Source organism: Actinokineospora sp. NPDC051303, assembly GCF_055586285.1.
In genome coordinates this window covers 106,565-125,806 of the sequence record NZ_JBVJIN010000007.1, presented here as the reverse complement: position 1 = coordinate 125,806, position 19,242 = coordinate 106,565, and the positions used below count along the sequence as shown (strand labels likewise).

Here is a 19,242-nt window from a genome sequence, read left to right as displayed (position 1 = left end):
CGCCACATGGACCCTCGTGACCGGGCCGACGCCATCCTGGCCCGAGCCCGCGCCCGCGGCGCCTACGTGGTCACCCCGGAGAGCGCGATCTCGCCGATGGACGCCGCGGCGACGCTGCAGATCCCGCGGGCCGTGGTGTCGGCGATCGACGACGCTGATGTGACTCAGGTGTTCCCGGCCAGCCGGGCTGAGGACGAGCTGCCCGCGATCGCGCAGGAGGCGGCGACGCAGTCGTTGGCTTCTCCTGGGCGGCCTACTGAGCGGCTTCCTCGGCAGCAGCCTCGCGCGGCTGAGCAGCCTGCGCCTGAGCCGGTTGAGGGGCTGGTGCCTACGGAGAAGCAGCCGCCTGCTTCTCGGCCTAGTCTGACTCAGCGGCTTGATGGGGGTTCGCGTTAGTCGCTCTGTGTGGCGTGGCTTGGGTGGGGTTGCTCGATGGGGTGGAGTGGTTTCTTCGGGGCCCCTACGAAGGAAGATCGCCGTGTGAAAGACGGGTGGGAAGCCTTCGGCCTCACACGCGCGGAGCCAGCTTAGCGATCTTCCTTCTCCCCCGAAGAAACCACTCCACCCCATCGAGCACCTGGCAGCTTTGGGCGCCGGTTGGCGGATGCTCTGATTTGCTGTCTCCGCTCCCATCGAGCACCTGGCAGGGTCAGGTGCGGGTTGGTTAGCGGTTAGCGGTTGTGCAGTTTGAGGCGTATTGCCAGGCCCGCCTTGACCGCCGCTCGGACTGGTGCCCACTGCGGGCCCTGGTGGCGGTCGGCGATGTAGCGGTAGGCGCTGTCGTGGTGGGCGGTCAGCATGGCGGTGGAGGCTTTGGCTGTTGAGACGCCTTGGATGTGCATTACCTCGGCTGTGGGGACGTAGATGTTCTGCCAGCCTGCCCTGGTCAGGCGTTCGCCTAGATCTACGTCTTCGAAGTACATGAAATAGCGGGAGTCGAAGCCGTCTACCGAGTCGAAGGCTTCTCGGCGTAGGAGTAGGCAGGAGCCGGATAGCCAGCCCGCCACGCGTTCGGTGATGTTTGTGGCCGACTGTTTGTAGGCTTGGGTCCAGGGGTTGGTTGGCCAGATTTTGCCTAGGAGGCCGTGGCCTATTCCCTTGCCGAGGGAGGGGATTTCTCGGGCCGAGGGGTAGACGCGGCCGTTGGGTTCGGTGATGAGGGGGCCGAAGGCGCCGCCGCGGGGCCAGCGGTGGGTGGCCGACAGCAGCTCGTCCAGGGAGCCGGGGGACCATTCCAGGTCGGGGTTGGCGATGACTATCCAGCCGTACGAGTCGTCCAGGGCGGCTACGCCTCGGTTGGCGCCGGAGCCGTAGCCGAGGTTGCCGCCGGTGCGGACCAGTTCGACGTTCTCGTGGGCAGCTGCGGCCGCTTCGGGGGCGCCGTCGGTGGAGCCGTTGTCGGCCAGGATCACGTGGACGGGGCGGTCGGTGGCCTTGGCCAGGGTGGTGAGGAACCGCTCCAGGGTCTCGCCGGGCGAGTACGTCACGGTCACGACGGCGAGCTGATCACCGTAGGGGGTCGGTTCGGCGGTCACGACCTGACATTGTGCACGCCGGTCAGCGTGACCTTCGGTGCAGGGTGAAGGCGCGGCCGTAGGCGGAGCGGTGGCGTTCGGCGCTCAGGTCCCAGGAAAACTCTTTGGCTCTTCGCTGCGCGGCGGCGGAGAGGTCGGCGCGGCGGGCCGGGTCGTCCAGCAGATCGGTGATGGCGGCGCCGATGTCGCCTGCGCCGACGCCGCAGTAGGCGACGGCGTCGCCGCCGACCTCCGGGAGGGACAGGCGGCGGGTGGTGAGCACGCAGGCGCCGCAGGCCATGGCCTCCAGGACCGGGAGGCCGAAGCCCTCACCGAGGCTGGGGTAGGCCACCAGGGCGGCCCCGCCGAGGAAGCCCGCCAGGTTGTCGAAGGGCAGGTAGCCCGCCCGGATGACGCGTAGGCGGTGCGGCACGGCGTCCAGCGCGCGTTCGATCTGGTGGTCCCAGCCCGGCTGCCCGGCCAGCACGAGCGCGGGCGGGTCGGGGCGGTCGCGGCAGGCGGAGGCGAACCCGCGGATCAGGGCGGGCACGTTCTTGCGCGGCTCCAGCGCGCCGAGGAACGCCACGTACGGGGTGCTTCCCAGGCCGACCGCCGCCCTGGCCGCGGCGACCTCCTGGGGCGAGGGTGGGTGGAAGCGGTCGGTGTCGACACCGTGCTGGATGACCTCAAGGCCGCGCGGGTCGGCGCCCGCGACCCGGGTGAGCTCGGTGGCGGTGGCCACGCTCGGGACGACGCACAGGGACGCGCGCAGCAGCGCGGTCCTGGTCCACGCGCGGAAGAAGCGGGCCTTGATGGAGTGGTGGAGCACGGCGTCGGTGAAGAACGTCGCGTCGTGCAGGGTCACCACGGACGCGGCCTGTCCGGCCAGCGGGATCGTGTAGTGCGGGGAGTGCAGCACGTCGACGCCGAGCCTGCGGACCAGGCGCGGCAGGGTTGTCTGCTCCCAGGTAAGCCGCGCGGTGCGGGTGGCTATCGACTCCGAGGTCGGCACTATCCGCGAGTGCGGGGCGATCCGGCTGTACAGCGCGGCGTCGCGGGGCTGGCAGACCACGCTGAGCCGGGCGCCGTCCGCGTCGAGCGCCGCGACGAGCGAGTCGACGTAGCGGCCGACGCCGCCGCGGTCCGCCGGGACTGCGGTCGCGTCGATGAGCACGCGGGGGTCGGCCAGGGACACGCGAGCAAGGGTACGACGCACGGGATGGGCGTTTCTCACGAACGAGTGAACTCATCGTCGGCCGCGCGCAGGCCCAGATGCAGGCTCCACACGGCGGTCGCCGCCTTTTCCCAGGTGAAGACGGCCGCCCGCGCCTTTCCGCCCGCGGACAGCGCTGCCGCGTGCTCTGGCGACGAGCAAACAGCACGCAACGCGCGGGCCAACTCCGCGGGATCGCCGCGCGGGGTCGCCACCCCCGCGCCGCCCGCGACCTCGACCAGCGCGGGCGCGTCCGAGTGCACGACCGGGACCCCGGCTGCCATGGCCTCCAGCATCGGCAGCCCGAAGCCCTCGGCGCGGCTGGGGGCGGCGAACACCGTCGCACGGCGCAGGACCTCGGCCAGTTCGGCGTCGGTGACCCGGCCCAGGACCCGCACCCGGTCCGGGGACAGGCCGTGCGCGGCGGCGAGCGCGCGCAGGTCGACCCCGCCCCAGCCGGGCGGCCCGACCACGACCAGCGGCAGGTCCGGGCCGTGCGCGAGGGCTTCGACCAGCACGTCGAGCCCCTTGCGCGGCTCGATGGTGCCGACCGCGAGCACGTACTTCGGGGGCAGGTCCACCTCCACCGGCTCATCGGGCAGCCGGGCCACGCCATGGCCGATGACGTGCACGGGCGCCGGTCCAGGCGCGTGCCGGGCCAGGTCGGCGGCCACGGCCGCGGTCGGCACGACGACGGCGTCCGCCCGCTGGGTGGCCCGCCGGATCATCGCCTGGTGCCAGGCCGCCCCGCGCGGGGTCAGCGTCTCGGGGTGGGTGAAGGGGACCGTGTCGTGCACGGTGACGACCAGCGCCCGGCCGCGGCGGGCGGCTGCGGGGGCTAGCGGGGTCGGCGCGTGCACGACGTCGCCGCCCGGCCACAGCGGCAGCCCGTGCTCCCAGGCCAGGGTCAGCGCCCGACGCGGCAGCGGCAACGACCGGGGACCCGCGACACCGGGAATCCGGGCGGCCGCCGGGTCGCGGTGCCGCGCGGTGACCCCGGCGACGGTCCAGCCCTCGGGCGCGGCGGCGGCCAGCGCGGCCGTCAGCTCCCGGGTGTAGCGGCCGGTGCCGCCGGGCACGGGGGCGAGAAGCTGCTCGGTGAGCACGACGAGCTCGGGCACCGGCCCAGGGTCCCACGCGGGCGGGCGCGTACGGTCACAGGCCGTGGACGCGCGCACGACGGTCGTGGTGGTCACCTGGCGTGGCCGGGAGCACATCGGGGCGTGCCTGGACGCGCTGGCCGGGCAGACCCGTCCACATCGGACGATCGTGCTGGACAACGCCTCCGACGACGGCACGGCGGCCGTGGTGGCCGCGCATCCGCTGGCCCCGGAGGTGGTCCGGCTCGACCGCAACGCGGGGTACGCCGGTGGGCTGGCCGCCGCGCTGCCCTCGGTCGGCACGCCCTATGTCGCCTGGCTCAACGACGACGCCGCGCCCGCGCCGGACTGGCTGGCCGCGCTGGAGGACGCGCTCGACGCCGACGACCGGGCCGGGGCCGTGAGCGCGCGGCTGACCAGGCCAGACGGCGCGGCGCAGTCGGTCGGCGTGCGGCTGACCGCGCTGGGCTACGGCGCGGACACGGTGACCGGCCCGGTGTTCGGGTTCTGCGGCGGCGCGGCCCTGGTGCGGGTGTCGGCGCTGGCCGAGGCGGGCGGTGTGCCCGCCGACTTCTTCTGCTACTACGAGGACACCGACACCTCGTGGCGGCTGCGGCTGGGCGGGTGGACGGTGCTGTCCGAACCCGGGGCCGTCGCCGTCCACCTGCACGGGGCCAGCACCCGACCGGGGTCGCGGGCGTTCCACCGCTGGAACGAGCGCAACAGATTGTTGATGCTGTTGCGCTGCGCACCACTGTCCGCCGCGCTGCGGGAACTCGCCCGGTTCGCCGCGATCACGGCCGCCCTGCCGCTGCGGCGCGCGGTCCCGGCCGCGCCGAATTTCGCCCTGGGCCTGCGGCTGGCCGTGTTGATCGAGGTGGCGGCCCGGTTGCCGGGCGCGCTGCGGCAGCGTCGCGCGATCGGGCGACGGGCCGTGGTCGACCGCGCGGTGGTGTGGGCCGAGCGCGGCGGGTGAGGCCGCGCGTGGTCGCCCAGTCGGTTTCGGGTGGTTGAGCGCCCATCACAGGCTGCGATGGGGCACGCTATGCGTAACGGGGACCAGCGCGAGGAGGCCGGATTGGCACAGGGGGCGGGGGCAGCGACGCTGCCGGTGCTGTCAGTGGTGGTGGTCAACTACCGGGGCGCGGACGACACCGTGGCGTGCCTGCGCGCGCTGCGGGCCGACCTGGACTATCCCGGCGACCGGTTGCAGGTGGTCTGCGTCGACAACGCCTCCGGCGACGGCAGCGCCGAGCGCATCCGCGCCGTCGAGGGCGTCGACCTGGTCGAGGCCCCGGCCAACCTGGGCTTCGCGGGCGGCTGCAACCTGGGCGCCGAGCACGCCGCTGGCGCCGTGCTGGCCTTCCTCAACAACGACGCCCGCCCCGACCCCGGGTGGGCGCGGGCGGCGGTGCGGGTGCTGGCCGAGCAGCCGGACGTGGCAGCGGTGGCGAGCAAGGTGCTCGACTGGTCCGGCGAGCGGGTGGACTTTGTCGACGGCGGGCTGACCTGGTTCGGCATGGGCTACAAGCGCCACGCCGGGCAGCCGGACGACGGTGGCCACGACGCGCCTCGCGACGTGCTGTTCGCGACCGGCTCGGCGATGTTCGTCCGCGCGGGCGCCTTCCGGGAACTGGGCGGCTTTGACGAGCGCTTCTTCATGTTCTACGAGGACGTCGACCTGGGCTGGCGGCTGAACCTGCGCGGCTGGCGGGTGCGCTACGAGCCCGCGTCGCTGGCCTACCACAAGCACCACGCTTCCATGTCCCAAGTGGACACTCCGGATAATGCGCGCGAGCTGTACCTGTTGGAGCGCAACGCGTTGGCCGCGCTCTACAAGAACCTTTCCGACGCCACTCTGGCCAAGGCGCTGCCCGCGGCGCTGGCGCTGGCCGTGCGCAGGGCGACCGCGCGCGGCGAGCTCGACGCGACCCAACTGGAGATCACCCGCCGCGACGAGACCGGCGACGGGGACGTGGCGATGCCGCGGACCGCGCTGGCCGGAATGCTCGCCATCGACCAGTTCGTGGAGCTGCTGCCGTCGCTGGCGGCGTCCCGGAAGGTCGAGCAGGCCAAGCGGGTGCGCTCGGACGCCGACCTGGTCCCGTTGATGCGCAAGGCGATGGAGCCCGCGTACCCGCTGCCGCGCTACCTGGCCGCGCACGACATCCTGGTCGAGGCGTTCGGCCTGGAAGAGGCGTTCGGCGCGCGCCGCAAGATCCTGGTGATCACCGGCGACGCGATCTCCGAGCGCATGGCCGGACCGGCGATCCGGGCGTGGCACATGGCCGAGGTGCTCAGCGCCGAGCACGAGGTGCGGCTGGTCACGGTCAATCCGCTGTGCGCGCCCCCGGACGCGCCGTTCCCGGTGCTGCGCGCCCGCCGCCGCGACCTCGACCCGCACGTGGACTGGGCCGACGTGGTCATCCTCCAAGGCCACGCGCTGGAACTGGTGCCGTCGGTGAAAAAGAAGGACTCGACCAAGATCGTCGTCTGCGACGTCTACGACCCGATGCACCTGGAACTGCTGGAACAAGGCAAGGACGACATCGCCGAGCAGCGCGAACTCGACCTGATCGGCGTCACCAAGGTGCTGAACACGCAACTGGAGCGCGGCGACTTCTTCGTCTGCGCCTCCGAGCGGCAGCGGCACTTCTGGCTCGGGCACCTGCTGGCGCTGGGCAGGCTCACCCCGGCCATCTACGACACCGACCCGACGCTGCGCTCGCTGCTCGCGGTCGTCCCCTTTGGACTCCCGGGCAAACCGCCGCAGCAGAGCCGGTCGCCGATCAAGGGCGGCATCGCCGGAATCGGCGAGCGCGACAAGGTCGTGCTGTGGGCGGGCGGGGTCTACAGCTGGTTCGACCCGCTGACCCTGGTCACCGCGATCGGCACGCTGGCCCGCCGCCGCCCGGACGTGCGGCTGGTGTTCCTGGGCATGAAGCACCCCAACCCCGAAGTGCCCGAGATGGACATCGGCGGGCAGGTCCGGGCGCTGTCCGGGCGGCTGGATTTGACCGGGCGGCACGTGTTCTTCAACGAGACCTGGGTTCCCTACGAGCAGCGCCAGGACTGGCTGCTCGACGCGGACTGCGGCGTGACCACGCACTACGAGCACGTGGAGACGACCTTCGCGTTCCGGACCCGGGTGCTGGACTACCTGTGGGCGGGGCTGCCGATCGTCACCACCGATGGCGACTCGTTCGCCGAACTGGTGCGCGCGGAAGGGCTCGGCATGGTCGTGCCTGCCGAGGACGGCGACGCCTTGGCCGCCGCGCTGGAACGGGTCCTCTACGACGAGGAGTTCGCGCGCGGCTGCCAGGAGCGCATCGCCGTGGTGCGGGAGCGGTTCACCTGGGAGAACGTGCTCGCCCCGCTGACCGCGTTCTGCCGAGACCCGCGCCCGGCCGCCGACCGGCTCGCGGGCGCGGAGACGCTGGTGCGCAAGCCCGCGCTGGGCCCGGCGGCCACGGTTCGGCGGGATCTTGCCCTGGTGAAGGAATACCTGGACTCCGGCGGCGCTGGCGAACTCGCCAGACGCGCGGCGGGCCGGGCCAGAAGACTTGTCCGTGAACGGCTTTCCGGAGGTCGCGGCGATGCCTAAGCCCATTCGCGTCCTCATCGACGGCACGCCCCTGCTCGGCGACCGCACCGGCATCGGCCGCTACACCTCGGCGCTGGCCGAGGAACTGGCCTCATCGTCCCAAGTGGACATGCGGGCGGTCGCGTTCACCCTGCGCGGCTGGCGCGGACTGCGCAAGGTGCTCCCGCACGGCTCGCAGGCGCGCGGGATGCCGGTGCCCGCGCGGCTGCTGCGCAAGGCGTGGCTGCGCGCGCCGTTCCCGCCGGTGGAGCTGTTCGCCGGGCTCACCGATGTCGTGCACGGCACCAATTTCGTGCTCCCGGCGGCTTTCCGCGCCGCGGGCGTGCTCACCATCCACGACCTCGCGTTCCTGGACTACCCGGAAGAACTGCCGCCCAGCGACGCGGAACTTCCTGAGCTGGTGCGGCTTTCGGCGCTCCGCGCGGATGTCGTCTGCACCCCGACCCACGCGGTGGCCGAGCAGGTCGTGGCCCGGTTCGGCCTCGCGGAGGACAAGGTGCGGGTGACCCCGCTCGGCGTCGACCCGGCCTGGTTCGCCGCCCGCCCGCCCAACGAGACGCTGGCCCGCAGGCTCGGCCTGCCCGCGCAGTACCTGCTGTTCGTAGGCGCGGCGGGCCCGCGCAAATCGCTGGACTGGCTGATCAAGGCGCACGCGGCCACCCCGTCGCTGCCGCCGCTGGTGCTCACCGGCCCCGGCCACGCCGCGGGCGACGACCGCGTGCTGGCCACCGGCTACCTCCCGGAAGGCGATCTGCGCAGCGTCGTGGCTGGCGCGTCGGCGCTGGTCATGCCCTCCCGCGACGAGGGGTTCGGCCTGCCGGTGCTGGAAGCCATGGCCTGCGACGTGCCGGTGGTCTGCACGGACGTCCCCGCGCTGCGGGAGGTCGCGGGCGGCCACGCCACCCTGGTCCCCTACGGCGACGTCGAGGCCATGGCCGTCGCGCTCACCGCGGCCCTGGAGAACCCCCCGTCCCCCGCGACGGTCGCCATCCGCCGACGACACGCGTCGAGCCACACCTGGCGCCGCTGCGCGGAACTGACCATCGCCGCATACCGCACGGCCGCGGGGCGCTGACCCAGCACACAGCGCGACGACTGTCCCTCACACCGACTGAATCTCTCCCTCGAAGGACTGGCATCGTCCTCGCGGCGTTGTTCCCGGGGACTGGGCGGCCAACACTCGGGTCACCAGCCACCCGCGACCTGCGAGGCAGAGATGACCACGAGGGACCTGAGCACCGAACCGGCGCCCGCCGTCAGCGCCTTCACCAGCGACGAGCGCGACCGCATCGCCCTGCTGCCCGACGAGGAGCAGCGCTCGGTCCTGTACCGGGATTTGCTGTCCCACAAGGGCATCGAGCAGCCCACCAACCTCGCGGTCGCCGAGAACGTCCTGCTCTACCCGATACTGCGCGCCGAGGTGTTCGACAAGATGCCGGTGCTGCCGAAGGAGTACATCAAGTACTTCCCCAGCTACGGCAGCGTCGAGTTGCGCACCATGATGGCGGCGCGCCTGGCCGAGTCGTTCGGCGTCCCCGGCCAGATCAGTCCGGACGACGTATTCGGCGTGGCCGGGGTTTCCTCGGCGTTGCAGTGCATCGCCTGGGGCCTCCAGACACCCCTGTCGGTCAAGACCGACGTGCCCATGCCACGCGGGGACCAGCCGTGCCCGGTGCCCCGGGGCAGCACGGTCATGCTGCCCGCCCCGTTCTGGCAGGGCTTCTACTGGTCGTTCCAGCAGGGCCCGGACCTCAAGTGCCTCCCCGTCCCCCTCACCGCGGCGGGCGTCGACAACTTCCAACTCACCCTGGACGACCTGCGCAGGGAATACGACAGCCGGGAAGAGAAGCCGAAACTCCTGGTGCTGACCAACCCGCACAACCCGCTCGGGGTGAACTACGACAAGCAGTTGCTCGAATCCATCTACGAATGGGCGCTGCTTCACACCGACATGCACATCATCTCCGACGAGATGTACTGCCACTCCCAGCTCGCCGACGCCAAACCCCCCTTCGTCAGCGCACTCGCGCTCAAGGCGGTCGAGCAGTACCGGGACCGCGTGCACGTGGTGTGGGGATTCGCCAAGGACTTCGGGCTTTCCGGCTTCCGGACGGGTTTCCTGATCTCCCGCTCCCCCTACGTGCGCAACGTGATGGTCGGCGCGACCAACCCCACCGAGCGGCGCAACGCCCAGTCCTGGTTCACCCCCATGGACTCCCTCAAGCACTTTTATCTGCTGAACCTGTTGCACGCCAACGACGACCGCTTCTGGCAGGACGCGATGCGGCGGTACCCCGGACTGCTCACCTCGGCCTACCGGTCGGTCGCGAGCGTGCTCGACCGCTACCGCATCAGGCACGTGCACACCGAAAACGCCAACTGCGCCCAGTTCTTCTGGCTGGACCTACGGGAGTTCCTCAACCGCCCCAACGACGCCACTACGGCCAGTTCGGGCTTGTTCGGCTTCTTCGGCGGCGACACCCAACCCGACCCCGAGCAACACCTCGCCGACGCGATCCTGCACAACGCGGGCGTCCAACTCCTGACCGGCACCACGCTGAGCTGCCCGGTGAAGGGCTACTACCGCCTTTGCTTCACCGCCACGGAAACCGACCAGGTAGTCGACGCGGTCACCGCGATGTGCGAGTACCTGCGCTCACTCCCGTGACGACACTCCACTCACCCCATCAAGGCCGGAAAGCGTCGGGGTGAGCGGCGAAGGCCGCCGACAAAGCGTCACGCCACGGCCGCAGCGGAGTCAGTCCTTCGGCGCGCCAAGCCGCATCCGAGAGCACCGAGTAAGCAGGACGAGCGGCCGCGGTCGGGTAGTCCTCGGTGCCGCAGGACTTGACCCGACTGGGGTCCGCCCCCAGTTCCTCGAAGATCGCCCGGGCGAACCCCGCCCACGTCACTTCACCCGTGTTGGCGCAGTGCAGAACAGTGGACTTCGGCGGGTTCGGTCCGGTCACCCGGCTAGCCAATTCCAGCAGGGCGCGCGCCAGGTCTCCGGTCCAGGTCGGCGAGCCGACCTGGTCGTCCACAACGGACAGTGTGTCGCGTTGGCTTTCCAGGCGGGCCATGGTTTTCACGAAGTTCCCGCCATGCGCCCCGTAGACCCAGGAGGTGCGCACGACCCAGGCGCGCGCGCCGGAGCCGAGCACGCCGTCCTCGCCCGCGAGTTTCGTGGCGCCGTAGACCGACTTGGGGCCGGTGGGATCGTCCACTTCGTACGGACGGTTCGCGTCACCGGGAAAGACATAGTCCGTGGAGACGTGAATCAGGGGCACGCCGCGAGAGGAACAGGCTGCGGCGAGGACACGGGGCCCGTCGGCGTTGACCGCGAACGCGCGCGCCCGATCGGTTTCCGCCTTGTCCACCGCCGTGTAGGCAGCCGCGTTGATCACCACGGGGCTACGGCCCTCGGCGCGGGCCGAAGCGACCAGGGCGGTCACCGCGGCGATGACCTGACCAGGCTGGGTCAGGTCGAGTTCGGCCGACCCGGGAGCGAGGACGGCGTCGGCGAGCCCGGCCAGCTCACGACCGAGCTGTCCGCCGCCGCCGGGCACCAAGAGCGCGAGAGCCACCGCGGTCAGTTCCCCGGGAGCGCGGCGCGGCGCTTGAGCGGCTCCCACCAGGCCCGGTTTTCCCGGTACCACCGCACGGTGCTCGCCAGGCCATCCTCGAACGAGACGCGCGGCTGGTAGCCCAGTTCGGTGGAGATCTTGGTGATGTCGACCGAGTAGCGCCGGTCGTGGGCCTTGCGGTCGATGACCGGCTGCACGAACGACTCGTCGGTGCCGGTGGCCGCCAGCAGCAGGCTGGTCAGCTCGCGGTTGGTCAGCTCGGTGCCGCCGCCGATGTTGTAGATCTCGCCCGCGCGGCCGGAGTCGGCCACGAGCTGGATGCCGTGGCAGTGGTCGTCCACGTGCAGCCAATCGCGCACGTTGAGGCCGTCACCGTAGAGGGGGATCTTCTTGCCGTCCAACAGGTTCGTGGTGAACAGCGGGATGACCTTCTCGGGGAACTGGTACGGGCCGTAGTTGTTCGAGCACCGCGTGATGCAGACCGGCAGGCCGTGGGTGCGGAAGAACGACCGGGCGATGAGGTCGGAGGACGCCTTCGACGCCGAGTACGGCGAGTTCGGCTCCAGCGGGTGCGTCTCAGGCCAGGAGCCCTCATCGATCGAGCCGTACACCTCGTCGGTGGAGACGTGCACGAACTTGCCCACGCCCGCGTCGACGGCCGCCTGGAGCAGCGTCTGGGTGCCGAGCACGTTGGTGAGCACGAAGTCGGCCGACCCGAGGATGGACCGGTCCACGTGCGACTCGGCGGCGAAGTGCACGACCAAGTCGATCCCGGCCATGGTCGCGGCCACGAGTTCGGCGTCGCAGATGTCGCCCTCGACGAAGCTGAGCCGGGGGTTGTCGGCGACCGGGTCGAGGTTGGCCTTGTTGCCCGCGTAGGTCAGCTTGTCCAGCACGACCACCTCGGCGTCGGCCAGCGTGGGGTACGCCCCGCCCAGCGCCTGCCGCACGTAGTGCGAACCGATGAATCCGGCTCCGCCCGTCACCAACACCCGCATCTTGGTCCCACCGTCCCTCGGCTCGCGTCCTTCGCCAGAGTCTTCCACGTCCCGGGTGAACCTCGATGCTCACTAGTGCGTGTTACGACTGACGGCGTCTTCCGATTACCCCAGTGGCCGATTTGCCCCACTGGACGTGGGTAACCTGAAGGTGGACTGGACGGAACGGGGAGGAGCGTGCGTGGACGAGCGTGCGCCCACGGGGGCTGACGGCGCGCGGGTCGACTTACCCGGCCCGCGTAAGTCCCCGGTTTGGCGACGGGCGAGCGCCGCTGTGGTGAAGTCGATCACAGCCCTGCTCTCGGCCGCGCTGATCTCCGCCGCCGCGTACGGCTGGTGGACGTTCGGCGCGATCGATGACAACACCGTCACGACGGACGTTATCGAGGTCGCGCCCGACGCGCCTCTCGAACCACTCGATGGTGCGATGGACATCCTTCTCGTGGGGATCGACAGCCGCACCGACGCCTTCGGCAATCCCCTGCCCAAGGAGGTGTTGCAGCTGCTCAACGGCGGCCGGGCGGACGGCGAGCGCAACACCGACACGATGATCCTGGTGCACATCCCGTCCGACGGCAGCCGCGCGATCGCGTTCTCCTTCCCCCGCGACTCCTGGGTGGACATCGGCGGCGACTTCGGCAAGCACAAGCTGAACTCGGCCTTCGTCTACGCCTACAACGACACCCGCAAGACCCTGGCCGCGCAGGGCGAGGACGACCCCGAGGTGCTGGAGGCCAAGGCGACGGTCGCGGGCCGGAAGAACCTCATCGCGGCCATCGAGCGGCTGATCGGGCGCTCGCTCACCATCGACCGGTACGCCGAGGTCAACCTGGCCAGCTTCTACGAGGTCACCAAGGCCATCGGCGGCGTCGAGGTGTGCCTGAAGGAAGCGGTCAACGAGCCCAAGTCGGGCGCGAACTTCCCCGCCGGGCGGCAGACCATCTCCGGCGCGGCGGCGCTGTCGTTCGTCCGACAGCGCTATGACCTGCCCAACGGCGACCTCGACCGGATCGTGCGCCAGCAGGTGTTCCTCGGCGCGCTGGCCGACAAGGTGCTTTCCGCGGACATGTTGGCCGACCCGAGCCGGGCGCGGGACCTCGTGTCCGCCGTGCAGAAGTCGGTAGTGCTGTCGTCCAACTGGAACCTGTCCCGGTTCGCGGCCCAGATGCAGCGGCTGAGCAGCGGCAACATCGAGTTCCGCACCATCCCCAACCAGGGCGACGCCAAAATCGGCGGCGCGGATGTCATCAAGGTCGATCCCGACGAGGTGCGGGACTTCGTCGCGGGCCTCACCGGCGGCGCGGACTCGTCCGCGGACGGGACGACCACCACGGCGCCCGCCACGGCCACTACCACCGGGAACAGCGGCGACATCACCGTCGAGGTCCGCAACGGCTCCACGACCCGCGGCCTGGCCACGACGGTGCTCGACGCGCTGGCCGGGAACGGGTTCCTGCGCGGCGACGTCGGCGACGCCGCGGTGCAGGCCGGGTCGATCATCCGCTACGCCACGGGCGAGCGGACCAAGGCCGAGGCGGTGGCCGGGTCGCTGAGCGGCACGTTCGGCTTCGAGGAGGACCGGACGCTGCCGCGCGGGCACGTCCGGGTGGTCCTGGGCACCACCTACCAGCCGTCCTTCCGGCTGGCGGCCGAGCCGATGCTGCGGCTGCGGCCCCCGGACGAGCCGACCGACACAGCGACCCCGGACGCCACCGGAACCCCCGCGACGACGACACCGCCAGAGAAGATCGAGGCAGGCAGCGTCACCTGTGTGAACTGAACCGACAGTTCAATCACGATCCGTGGTCGATTGTCCCCAGTCGGGCGAACCACACCGTCCCGATATGAGTCCTTGTCTAGCCTTGACAAGGCGCTACCGGGCGGAGAAGGAGACAGACGTGACGGACGGGCCGACGCCTGCTGCTGCGGACGACCGCCCTGAGAACGACCCCGGTCCCCGGCGGCGCGACGGCGTCTCGGCGTGGCTGGTGAGCGGGCGGACAGCGCTTGCGCTGCTGTCCGCGGCGGTGCTTGCCGCTGTCGCGGTCGTGACTGTGCGCATTGACGAGTTCCAGGAGAGTGTCACTACCACCGACGCGTTAGCCGAGGCGCAGAAGCAGGCGGACGCCCCGTCCGCGGACGACGGGGCGAACGACATCCTCGTCGTCGGCAGCGACACCCGGACCGACCTGCAGGGCCGCCCGCTGTCCGCGCGGGTGCTGCGCGAGCTGCGCACCGAGGCGACCGACACGATCAACACGGACACGCTGATCGTGCTGCGCATCCCGCACAACGGCGGCAAGAGCCACGCGATCTCCATTCCGCGCGACACCTACGTCCCGGTGCCCGGCCACCGCGAGGAGAAGATCAACGGCGCGTTCGGCGTCACCAAGGCGCGGGTCGCCGAGCGGCTGGTGGCGGGCGGGGAGAGCGACCGCGAGAAGATCGAGCGCGAGTCGGACAACGCGGGCCGCACGGCGCTGGTGCAGACCGTGCAGAACCTGACCGGCGTGCGGATCGACCACTACGCCGAGGTCACCCTCTACGGGTTCTACCTGCTCACCGAGGCCATCGACGGCGTCGACGTGTGCCTCAACCACGCCACCAGCGACCCGGACTCCGGAGCCGACTTCCGCCGCGGCCCGCAGACCGTGCGCGGCGGCGACGCGGTGGCCTTCGTCCGCCAGCGCAAGGGCCTGCCCGGCGGCGACCTGGGCCGGATCGTGCGGCAGCAGACGTTCCTGGCCTCGGCGATGAACAAGGTGCTCAGCGGCGGCGTGCTGACCGACCCGGGGAAGCTGGACGCGCTGGAGTCCGCGGTGTCCAAGACCGTGGTGATGGACCCGGGCCTGCACTTCCTCGACCTGGTCAACCAGGCCCAGGCGCTGGCCTCCGGGCGGGTCGACTTCGTGACGATCCCGGTCACCGGCGTCGGCGCGCGCAACGACCGCGGCCAGAGCGTCGTCACGGTCGACACCGCCGCCGTGCGCGCCTACGTGGGCGGACTGGCCTCGGCGAACCCGCCGCCCGCCCCACCGCCGCCGCCCGTGGTGACCGGTGAGAACCTGATGGGCAAGCGCTTGCTCAACCTGGGCGCGCCCGCCCGCGCGGCCGCCCCTTGCATCGACTGACCGGAGTTCCGTTGAGCCTTACCGACGCCCTCTTGCGCCCCCTGCGGTCCGCTTCCGCCCGACCTCTTGTCACTCACTACGACGACGCGGCAGGCACGCGGGTCGAACTGTCGGTCGCCACGGTCGCCAACTGGGCAGCGAAGACCGCGAACTGGCTAGTCGAAGAGCACGACGTCGAACCGGGCACCCCGGTCGCCGTCCGCCTACCGGCGCACTGGCAGACGGCCGGGGTGCTCTTGGGCGCGTGGTGGGCCGGGGCGCACGTCGTCAGCTCCGGCGAGGCCGTGGTGACCTTCGTGGCGCCCGGCGAGTCGGCCGATGGCACGGTCGCGGCGGTGTCGCTGGACCCGATGGGCCGCGACCTGGGCGGCTCGACGGGCGGGGTGCTCGACTTCGTCGGCGAGGCCCGCCTGTTCGGCGACGACTTCTTCGGCGCCCCGGCGCCCGGCTCGACCTTGGCGCTGGCCGGGATGACCGTGGACGAGACGCTCGCCGCGGCCAAGGCACAGGGGCTGGCGACGGGCGCGCGGGTGCTGTCCACGCGCGAGTGGACCGTGCCGGACGGGGTGCTCGCGGCCCTGCTGGCCCCACTGGCGGTCGGCGGGTCGGTCGTGCAGGTCAGCAATCCGGACCCGGCCCGGCTCGACGCGCGTCGGGCGACCGAGCGAACCACGGCCGACGTCCTTGCCTGACTTAACTTACCAAGAGTAAGTTACGCCTCAGTAAGCAATGACGCTTGGAGGTGGCTGTGAAGTCGTTCACGGGCAAGGTGGCCGTCGTGACCGGTGCGGGCTCCGGGATCGGGCGCGCGCTGGCGCTGCGCCTGCTGGCAGAGGGGGCTCGGGTCGCCGCGTCGGACATCAACGAGGCCGCGCTCAAGGAGACCGCCGAACAGGCGCGCGCGGGTGACCGGCTGCGCACGTATCGGCTCGACGTCGCCGACCGCGACGCCATCTACTCGCACGCCGACCAGGTAGCCGCCGACTTCGGCCGGGTCGACCTGGTGGTCAACAACGCGGGCGTCGCGCTCAAGGGCAGCGTCCGCGAGATGACCGACGACGAGTTGCGCTGGGTCATGGACATCGACTTCTGGGGCGTCGTGCACGGCTCGCGGGCGTTCCTGCCGCACCTCGTGGCCTCCGGCGGCGGGCACCTGGTGAACGTCTCCAGCGTGTTCGGCCTCATCGCCGTGCCCACGCAGAGCGCCTACAACGCCGCCAAGTTCGCCGTGCGCGGGTTCACCGAGGCGCTGCGGCAGGAAATGCTGCTGGAGGGGACCAACGTCGGCGTCTCCTGCGTGCACCCGGGCGGGATCAAGACCAACATCGCCCGCAACGGCCGCACGTCCAACCCCGCCGACGCCGCCGAGTTCAGCAAGTCCATCGACCAGGTCGCCATGACCAGCCCGAAGGCGGCGGCGCGCACGATCCTCAACGGGGTCCGGCGGAACAAGGCCCGGATCCTCATCGGACCGGACGCCTACGCCATCGACGCGCTGCCGCGCCTCCTGGGCTCGCTGTACCAGCCGCTGGTCACCTGGGCGGCGAAGCGGCAGCTCGGACGGTGACCGGAACGCCGTTGAGGACCGCGGTTCCCGCCGCACTGTCCACAATGGTCGCATCGGTGAGGTCGTTGGCGCTCGCCGCGCGGTAGCCGTGCGGGAGGCTGACGACGCCGCGCATGATCTCGTCGGTCGCCCGCGCGGTCACCTCAACCGCCCCGGCGGCGGACTCGACGCGCACGAGGTCGCCATCGGCGATGCCGCGCTCGGCGAGGTCGTCAGGATGCATGAGCAGGTGGTGCCGCGCGGCGCCCTTGGTCAGCCGCGGGATGTCGTTCATCCAGGAGTTGTTGGCGCGCAGGTGTCTGCGGCCGATGAGCAACAGGCCTGACGGGGCCTCAACATCGGTCGCCGCCGCGCACAATTCGGGCGGCGCCAGGCGAATCCGCTTCCCCGGGGTGCGAAGCCGCTGGGGCAGCGCGGATGTGAGCGGGCCGAGGTCGACGCCGTGCGGATGGCGGCGCAGCGCCCGCACGGACAACCGGCGCGGTCCCAGGCGCAGCAGCAGGTCGAGGAGGCGGGTCGGGCTGACGCGCAGGCCGAGCGCGGCGAGCCGGTTGCCACGAAAGTGCCTGCGGTAACGCGTTCCCAGCTCGCGGAAAATCTCCCAGTCGTGCCGCGCGTCGGCGGGCTTGGGCAGGACCGCGGGCGAGAACCGCGCGGTGTCGCGGACGGCGAGAGCGTGGAAAACCACGTCGTAGTGGTCGCGTTCGAGCGGGGTGGTCGGCGGCAGGATCACGTCCGCGTGCCGGGCTGTCTCGCTGATCCGGAAGTCGACGGCGACCAGGAAATCCAGTTGCCGCAGTGCTTTTTCGAGGCTCCTACCGTCCGGAGTGGACAGAACTGGATTTCCGGCCGAGATCACCATCGCCCTGATCCGACCCTCGCCAGGCGTGGTGATCTCGTCCGCCAGGATGGCCACCGGGAACTCCCGCGCGAACTCGGGAAGCCCGCGCACCCGGCTGCGCCACCGCGCGCGACCACCCCGCGAGGTCAGCCTGAGCAGGTCGACGGCGGGCCGGGTCACCATCGTGCCGCCGGGGCGGTCGAGGTTGCCGGTGAGGATGTTGAGGAGCTGGATCGCCCACTGGCACAGGATTCCGTGCGCCTGCGTCGACACACCGGTGCGCCCGTAAGCGGCGGCACTGGGAGCGGCGGCGAACTCCCGCGCGATCCGCCGGATCACCTCGGCGGGCACACCGCTGACCTCGGCCGCCCGCTCCGCCGGATAGCGCCGGACAATCCGGCGAACCTCGTCCACCTCGTCCACATAGGACGCCGGGGTGGCGAGCCCCTCATCGAGGATCACCCCCACCATCGCGAGCAGCACGGCCGCGTCGGTCCCCGGCCGGACGAAGTGGTGCTCGTCGGCGGATTTGGCGGTCCCGGTCCGCCGGGGGTCGAACACGACCATCCGCCCGCCCCGGTCGGCCAACGCGCGGCGGCGGCGGGCGAAGTCCGGCACGGTCATCATGCTGCCGTTGGACACCATCGGATTGCCGCCGACGACAAGGAAGTAGTCGGTGCGGTCGATGTCCGGGACGGGCAGCAGCATCTGGTGGCCGTAGAGCAGGCTGGCGACCACGTGATGCGGGAGCTGGTCGACGGAGGTGGCCGAGAACCGGTTGCGGGTGCGCAACATGCGGAAGAACGCGGTGCCGTGGGTCATCGCGCCAAGACTGTGCACCGTGGGGTTGCCCAGGTAAACCCCCACCGCGTCGGCCCCGTGCTCCTCGCGCACCTGAGCGAGCCGCCCGACGACCAAGTCGAACGCGTCATCCCACGAGATCGCCGCCCACCCGTCACCGCTCCGGCGAAGGGGCGTGCGCAGGGCGCTCTCCCGAAGATCAGGCAGCGCAAGGGCTTTCGGACACAGATGCCCCCGCGAGAGCGGGTCCCGCCGGTCACCCCGGACGGACAGGACCCGGCCCGCGTCCACCTCGAAAACCAACCCGCAGATGGCCTCGCACAACGCGCAGGCGCCGAACTTGGCCCCCACGGCTGCTACCAGCCGAGTTTCTTGACCACGCCCGCGAGCGTCTGCGCGACTCTCGCGCACACACCGTCTCCTGTCGCGCGGACATCCATGCTCGCGAAGGCTTGGCCGCCATCCACTTCGAGCAGGCAACTCGACGCGGTCGACGTCGTGACATAGCCGGTCTTCCCTGCCACATCCAGCGTCTCCTTGCCCGGACCCGCGATGATGTCGGGTGCGGGCGGCTTCCATAGCATGAGTTTGACCTTCTTGCGGTCAACGCCCGCCCACGTGCAGCTCGGACGGTCAAGCTCGGCAGACCGCACCGGCTGCGCGTCCGAGACACCCAGATAGCCCGCGATCTCCTCGGCGGACACCAGTCCGCACGGATCCGCGGCAGACCAATCCGATGTGGCAGGGGCACCCGCGCCCTGATTCTGCTTATCCTCCGATCCGCACCCGGCGACAGCGAAAAGGACGATGGCGACCAACGCGAGGTGACGCATGAGTCAGATGCTAGTCACCAAAGCATGCCCGTAGCATGTCCCCCAACTAGCGAACG

The 19,242-nt window shown here is 71.1% G+C and carries 16 protein-coding genes; 9 read left to right on the top strand and 7 right to left on the bottom strand.

Translation table 11 applies throughout. From position 1 onward, the window contains the following. The first annotated feature begins 6 nt into the window (after positions 1–6). Positions 7–396 carry a hypothetical protein gene (locus tag ACZ6SD_RS07900; protein WP_465316157.1) on the top strand — a complete coding sequence of 130 codons (390 nt, stop codon included), beginning with the start codon at positions 7–9 and terminating at the stop codon, positions 394–396. A 275-nt stretch (positions 397–671) separates the two neighbouring features. Here the strand turns inward: ACZ6SD_RS07900 and ACZ6SD_RS07895 are convergent, their stop codons facing one another. Genes ACZ6SD_RS07895 through ACZ6SD_RS07885 form a run of 3 tightly spaced genes read right to left on the bottom strand, consistent with a single transcriptional unit; the run spans position 672 to position 3,848 of the window. Then, complete coding sequence (locus ACZ6SD_RS07895; RefSeq protein WP_465316156.1) at positions 672–1,535, bottom strand: glycosyltransferase family 2 protein; 864 nt, start codon at positions 1,533–1,535, stop codon at positions 672–674. A gap of 22 nt (positions 1,536–1,557) precedes the next feature. Continuing rightward, on the bottom strand, positions 1,558–2,688 hold the full coding sequence (locus ACZ6SD_RS07890) for a glycosyltransferase family 4 protein (protein ID WP_465316233.1): 1,131 nt from the start codon (positions 2,686–2,688) through the stop codon (positions 1,558–1,560). Between the two features lie 56 nt (positions 2,689–2,744). Continuing rightward, entirely contained in the window at positions 2,745–3,848 is a 1,104-nt protein-coding gene (locus ACZ6SD_RS07885) for a glycosyltransferase family 4 protein (protein ID WP_465316155.1), read from the bottom strand. Positions 3,849–3,891: 43 nt separating this feature from the next. Here ACZ6SD_RS07885 and ACZ6SD_RS07880 point away from each other — a divergent pair, with 43 nt between their 5' ends. From ACZ6SD_RS07880 to ACZ6SD_RS07865, 4 genes are all read left to right on the top strand, one after another. Next, positions 3,892–4,803, top strand: a complete 912-nt coding sequence (locus ACZ6SD_RS07880) for a glycosyltransferase family 2 protein (protein WP_465316154.1) — start codon at positions 3,892–3,894, stop codon at positions 4,801–4,803. A 69-nt stretch (positions 4,804–4,872) separates the two neighbouring features. Next, complete coding sequence (locus ACZ6SD_RS07875; RefSeq protein ID WP_465316153.1) at positions 4,873–7,431, top strand: glycosyltransferase; 2,559 nt, start codon at positions 4,873–4,875, stop codon at positions 7,429–7,431. Beyond that, positions 7,424–8,506 (top strand): glycosyltransferase family 4 protein, encoded by a 1,083-nt coding sequence (locus ACZ6SD_RS07870; RefSeq protein ID WP_465316152.1) that lies wholly within the window; start codon positions 7,424–7,426, stop codon positions 8,504–8,506. Before ACZ6SD_RS07875 ends, ACZ6SD_RS07870 begins: the two co-directional genes overlap by 8 nt. 141 nt (positions 8,507–8,647) lie before the next feature. Beyond that, on the top strand, positions 8,648–10,099 hold the full coding sequence (locus ACZ6SD_RS07865; protein ID WP_465316151.1) for a pyridoxal phosphate-dependent aminotransferase: 1,452 nt from the start codon (positions 8,648–8,650) through the stop codon (positions 10,097–10,099). Between the two features lie 19 nt (positions 10,100–10,118). Here ACZ6SD_RS07865 and rfbD read toward each other — a convergent pair whose 3' ends face one another. Next, the gene (gene rfbD, locus ACZ6SD_RS07860) at positions 10,119–11,015 is read right to left on the bottom strand and encodes a dTDP-4-dehydrorhamnose reductase (RefSeq protein WP_465316150.1); all 897 of its coding nucleotides are present in this window, start codon (positions 11,013–11,015) and stop codon (positions 10,119–10,121) included. Between the two features lie 5 nt (positions 11,016–11,020). After that, on the bottom strand, positions 11,021–12,013 hold the full coding sequence (gene rfbB, locus ACZ6SD_RS07855) for a dTDP-glucose 4,6-dehydratase (protein WP_465316149.1): 993 nt from the start codon (positions 12,011–12,013) through the stop codon (positions 11,021–11,023). A gap of 181 nt (positions 12,014–12,194) precedes the next feature. Between rfbB and ACZ6SD_RS07850 the strand changes: the two genes are divergently transcribed. The 4 genes from ACZ6SD_RS07850 (at position 12,195) to ACZ6SD_RS07835 (ending at position 16,711) form a co-directional block, all read left to right on the top strand. Continuing rightward, the gene (locus ACZ6SD_RS07850) at positions 12,195–13,793 is read left to right on the top strand and encodes an LCP family protein (protein ID WP_465316148.1); all 1,599 of its coding nucleotides are present in this window, start codon (positions 12,195–12,197) and stop codon (positions 13,791–13,793) included. 118 nt (positions 13,794–13,911) lie between these two features. Continuing rightward, positions 13,912–15,144: an LCP family protein gene (locus ACZ6SD_RS07845; protein WP_465316147.1), complete on the top strand. Its 1,233-nt coding sequence runs from the start codon at positions 13,912–13,914 to the stop codon at positions 15,142–15,144. An 11-nt stretch (positions 15,145–15,155) separates the two neighbouring features. Beyond that, complete coding sequence (locus ACZ6SD_RS07840) at positions 15,156–15,836, top strand: TIGR03089 family protein (RefSeq protein WP_465316146.1); 681 nt, start codon at positions 15,156–15,158, stop codon at positions 15,834–15,836. A gap of 56 nt (positions 15,837–15,892) precedes the next feature. Then, positions 15,893–16,711 (top strand): SDR family NAD(P)-dependent oxidoreductase, encoded by an 819-nt coding sequence (locus tag ACZ6SD_RS07835; RefSeq protein WP_465316145.1) that lies wholly within the window; start codon positions 15,893–15,895, stop codon positions 16,709–16,711. Here ACZ6SD_RS07835 and ACZ6SD_RS07830 read toward each other — a convergent pair. After that, positions 16,677–18,704, bottom strand: a complete 2,028-nt coding sequence (locus ACZ6SD_RS07830; RefSeq protein WP_465316144.1) for a molybdopterin-dependent oxidoreductase — start codon at positions 18,702–18,704, stop codon at positions 16,677–16,679. The genes ACZ6SD_RS07835 and ACZ6SD_RS07830 overlap by 35 nt on opposite strands. A 5-nt stretch (positions 18,705–18,709) precedes the next feature. Then, the gene (locus tag ACZ6SD_RS07825) at positions 18,710–19,186 is read right to left on the bottom strand and encodes a DUF3558 domain-containing protein (protein WP_465316143.1); all 477 of its coding nucleotides are present in this window, start codon (positions 19,184–19,186) and stop codon (positions 18,710–18,712) included. Positions 19,187–19,242: the final 56 nt, after the last annotated feature.

Bases quoted from the DNA above. Each gene is read 5' to 3' on its own strand.
- ACZ6SD_RS07825 (WP_465316143.1), bottom strand. From the start codon at position 19,186: ATGCGTCACCTCGCGTTGGTCGCCATCGTCCTTTTCGCTGTCGCCGGG.
- rfbB (WP_465316149.1), bottom strand. From the start codon at position 12,013: ATGCGGGTGTTGGTGACGGGCGGAGCCGGATTCATCGGTTCGCACTAC.
- ACZ6SD_RS07865 (WP_465316151.1), top strand. From the start codon at position 8,648: ATGACCACGAGGGACCTGAGCACCGAACCGGCGCCCGCCGTCAGCGCC.
- ACZ6SD_RS07900 (WP_465316157.1), top strand. From the start codon at position 7: ATGGACCCTCGTGACCGGGCCGACGCCATCCTGGCCCGAGCCCGCGCC.
- ACZ6SD_RS07870 (WP_465316152.1), top strand. From the start codon at position 7,424: ATGCCTAAGCCCATTCGCGTCCTCATCGACGGCACGCCCCTGCTCGGC.
- ACZ6SD_RS07875 (WP_465316153.1), top strand. From the start codon at position 4,873: ATGCGTAACGGGGACCAGCGCGAGGAGGCCGGATTGGCACAGGGGGCG.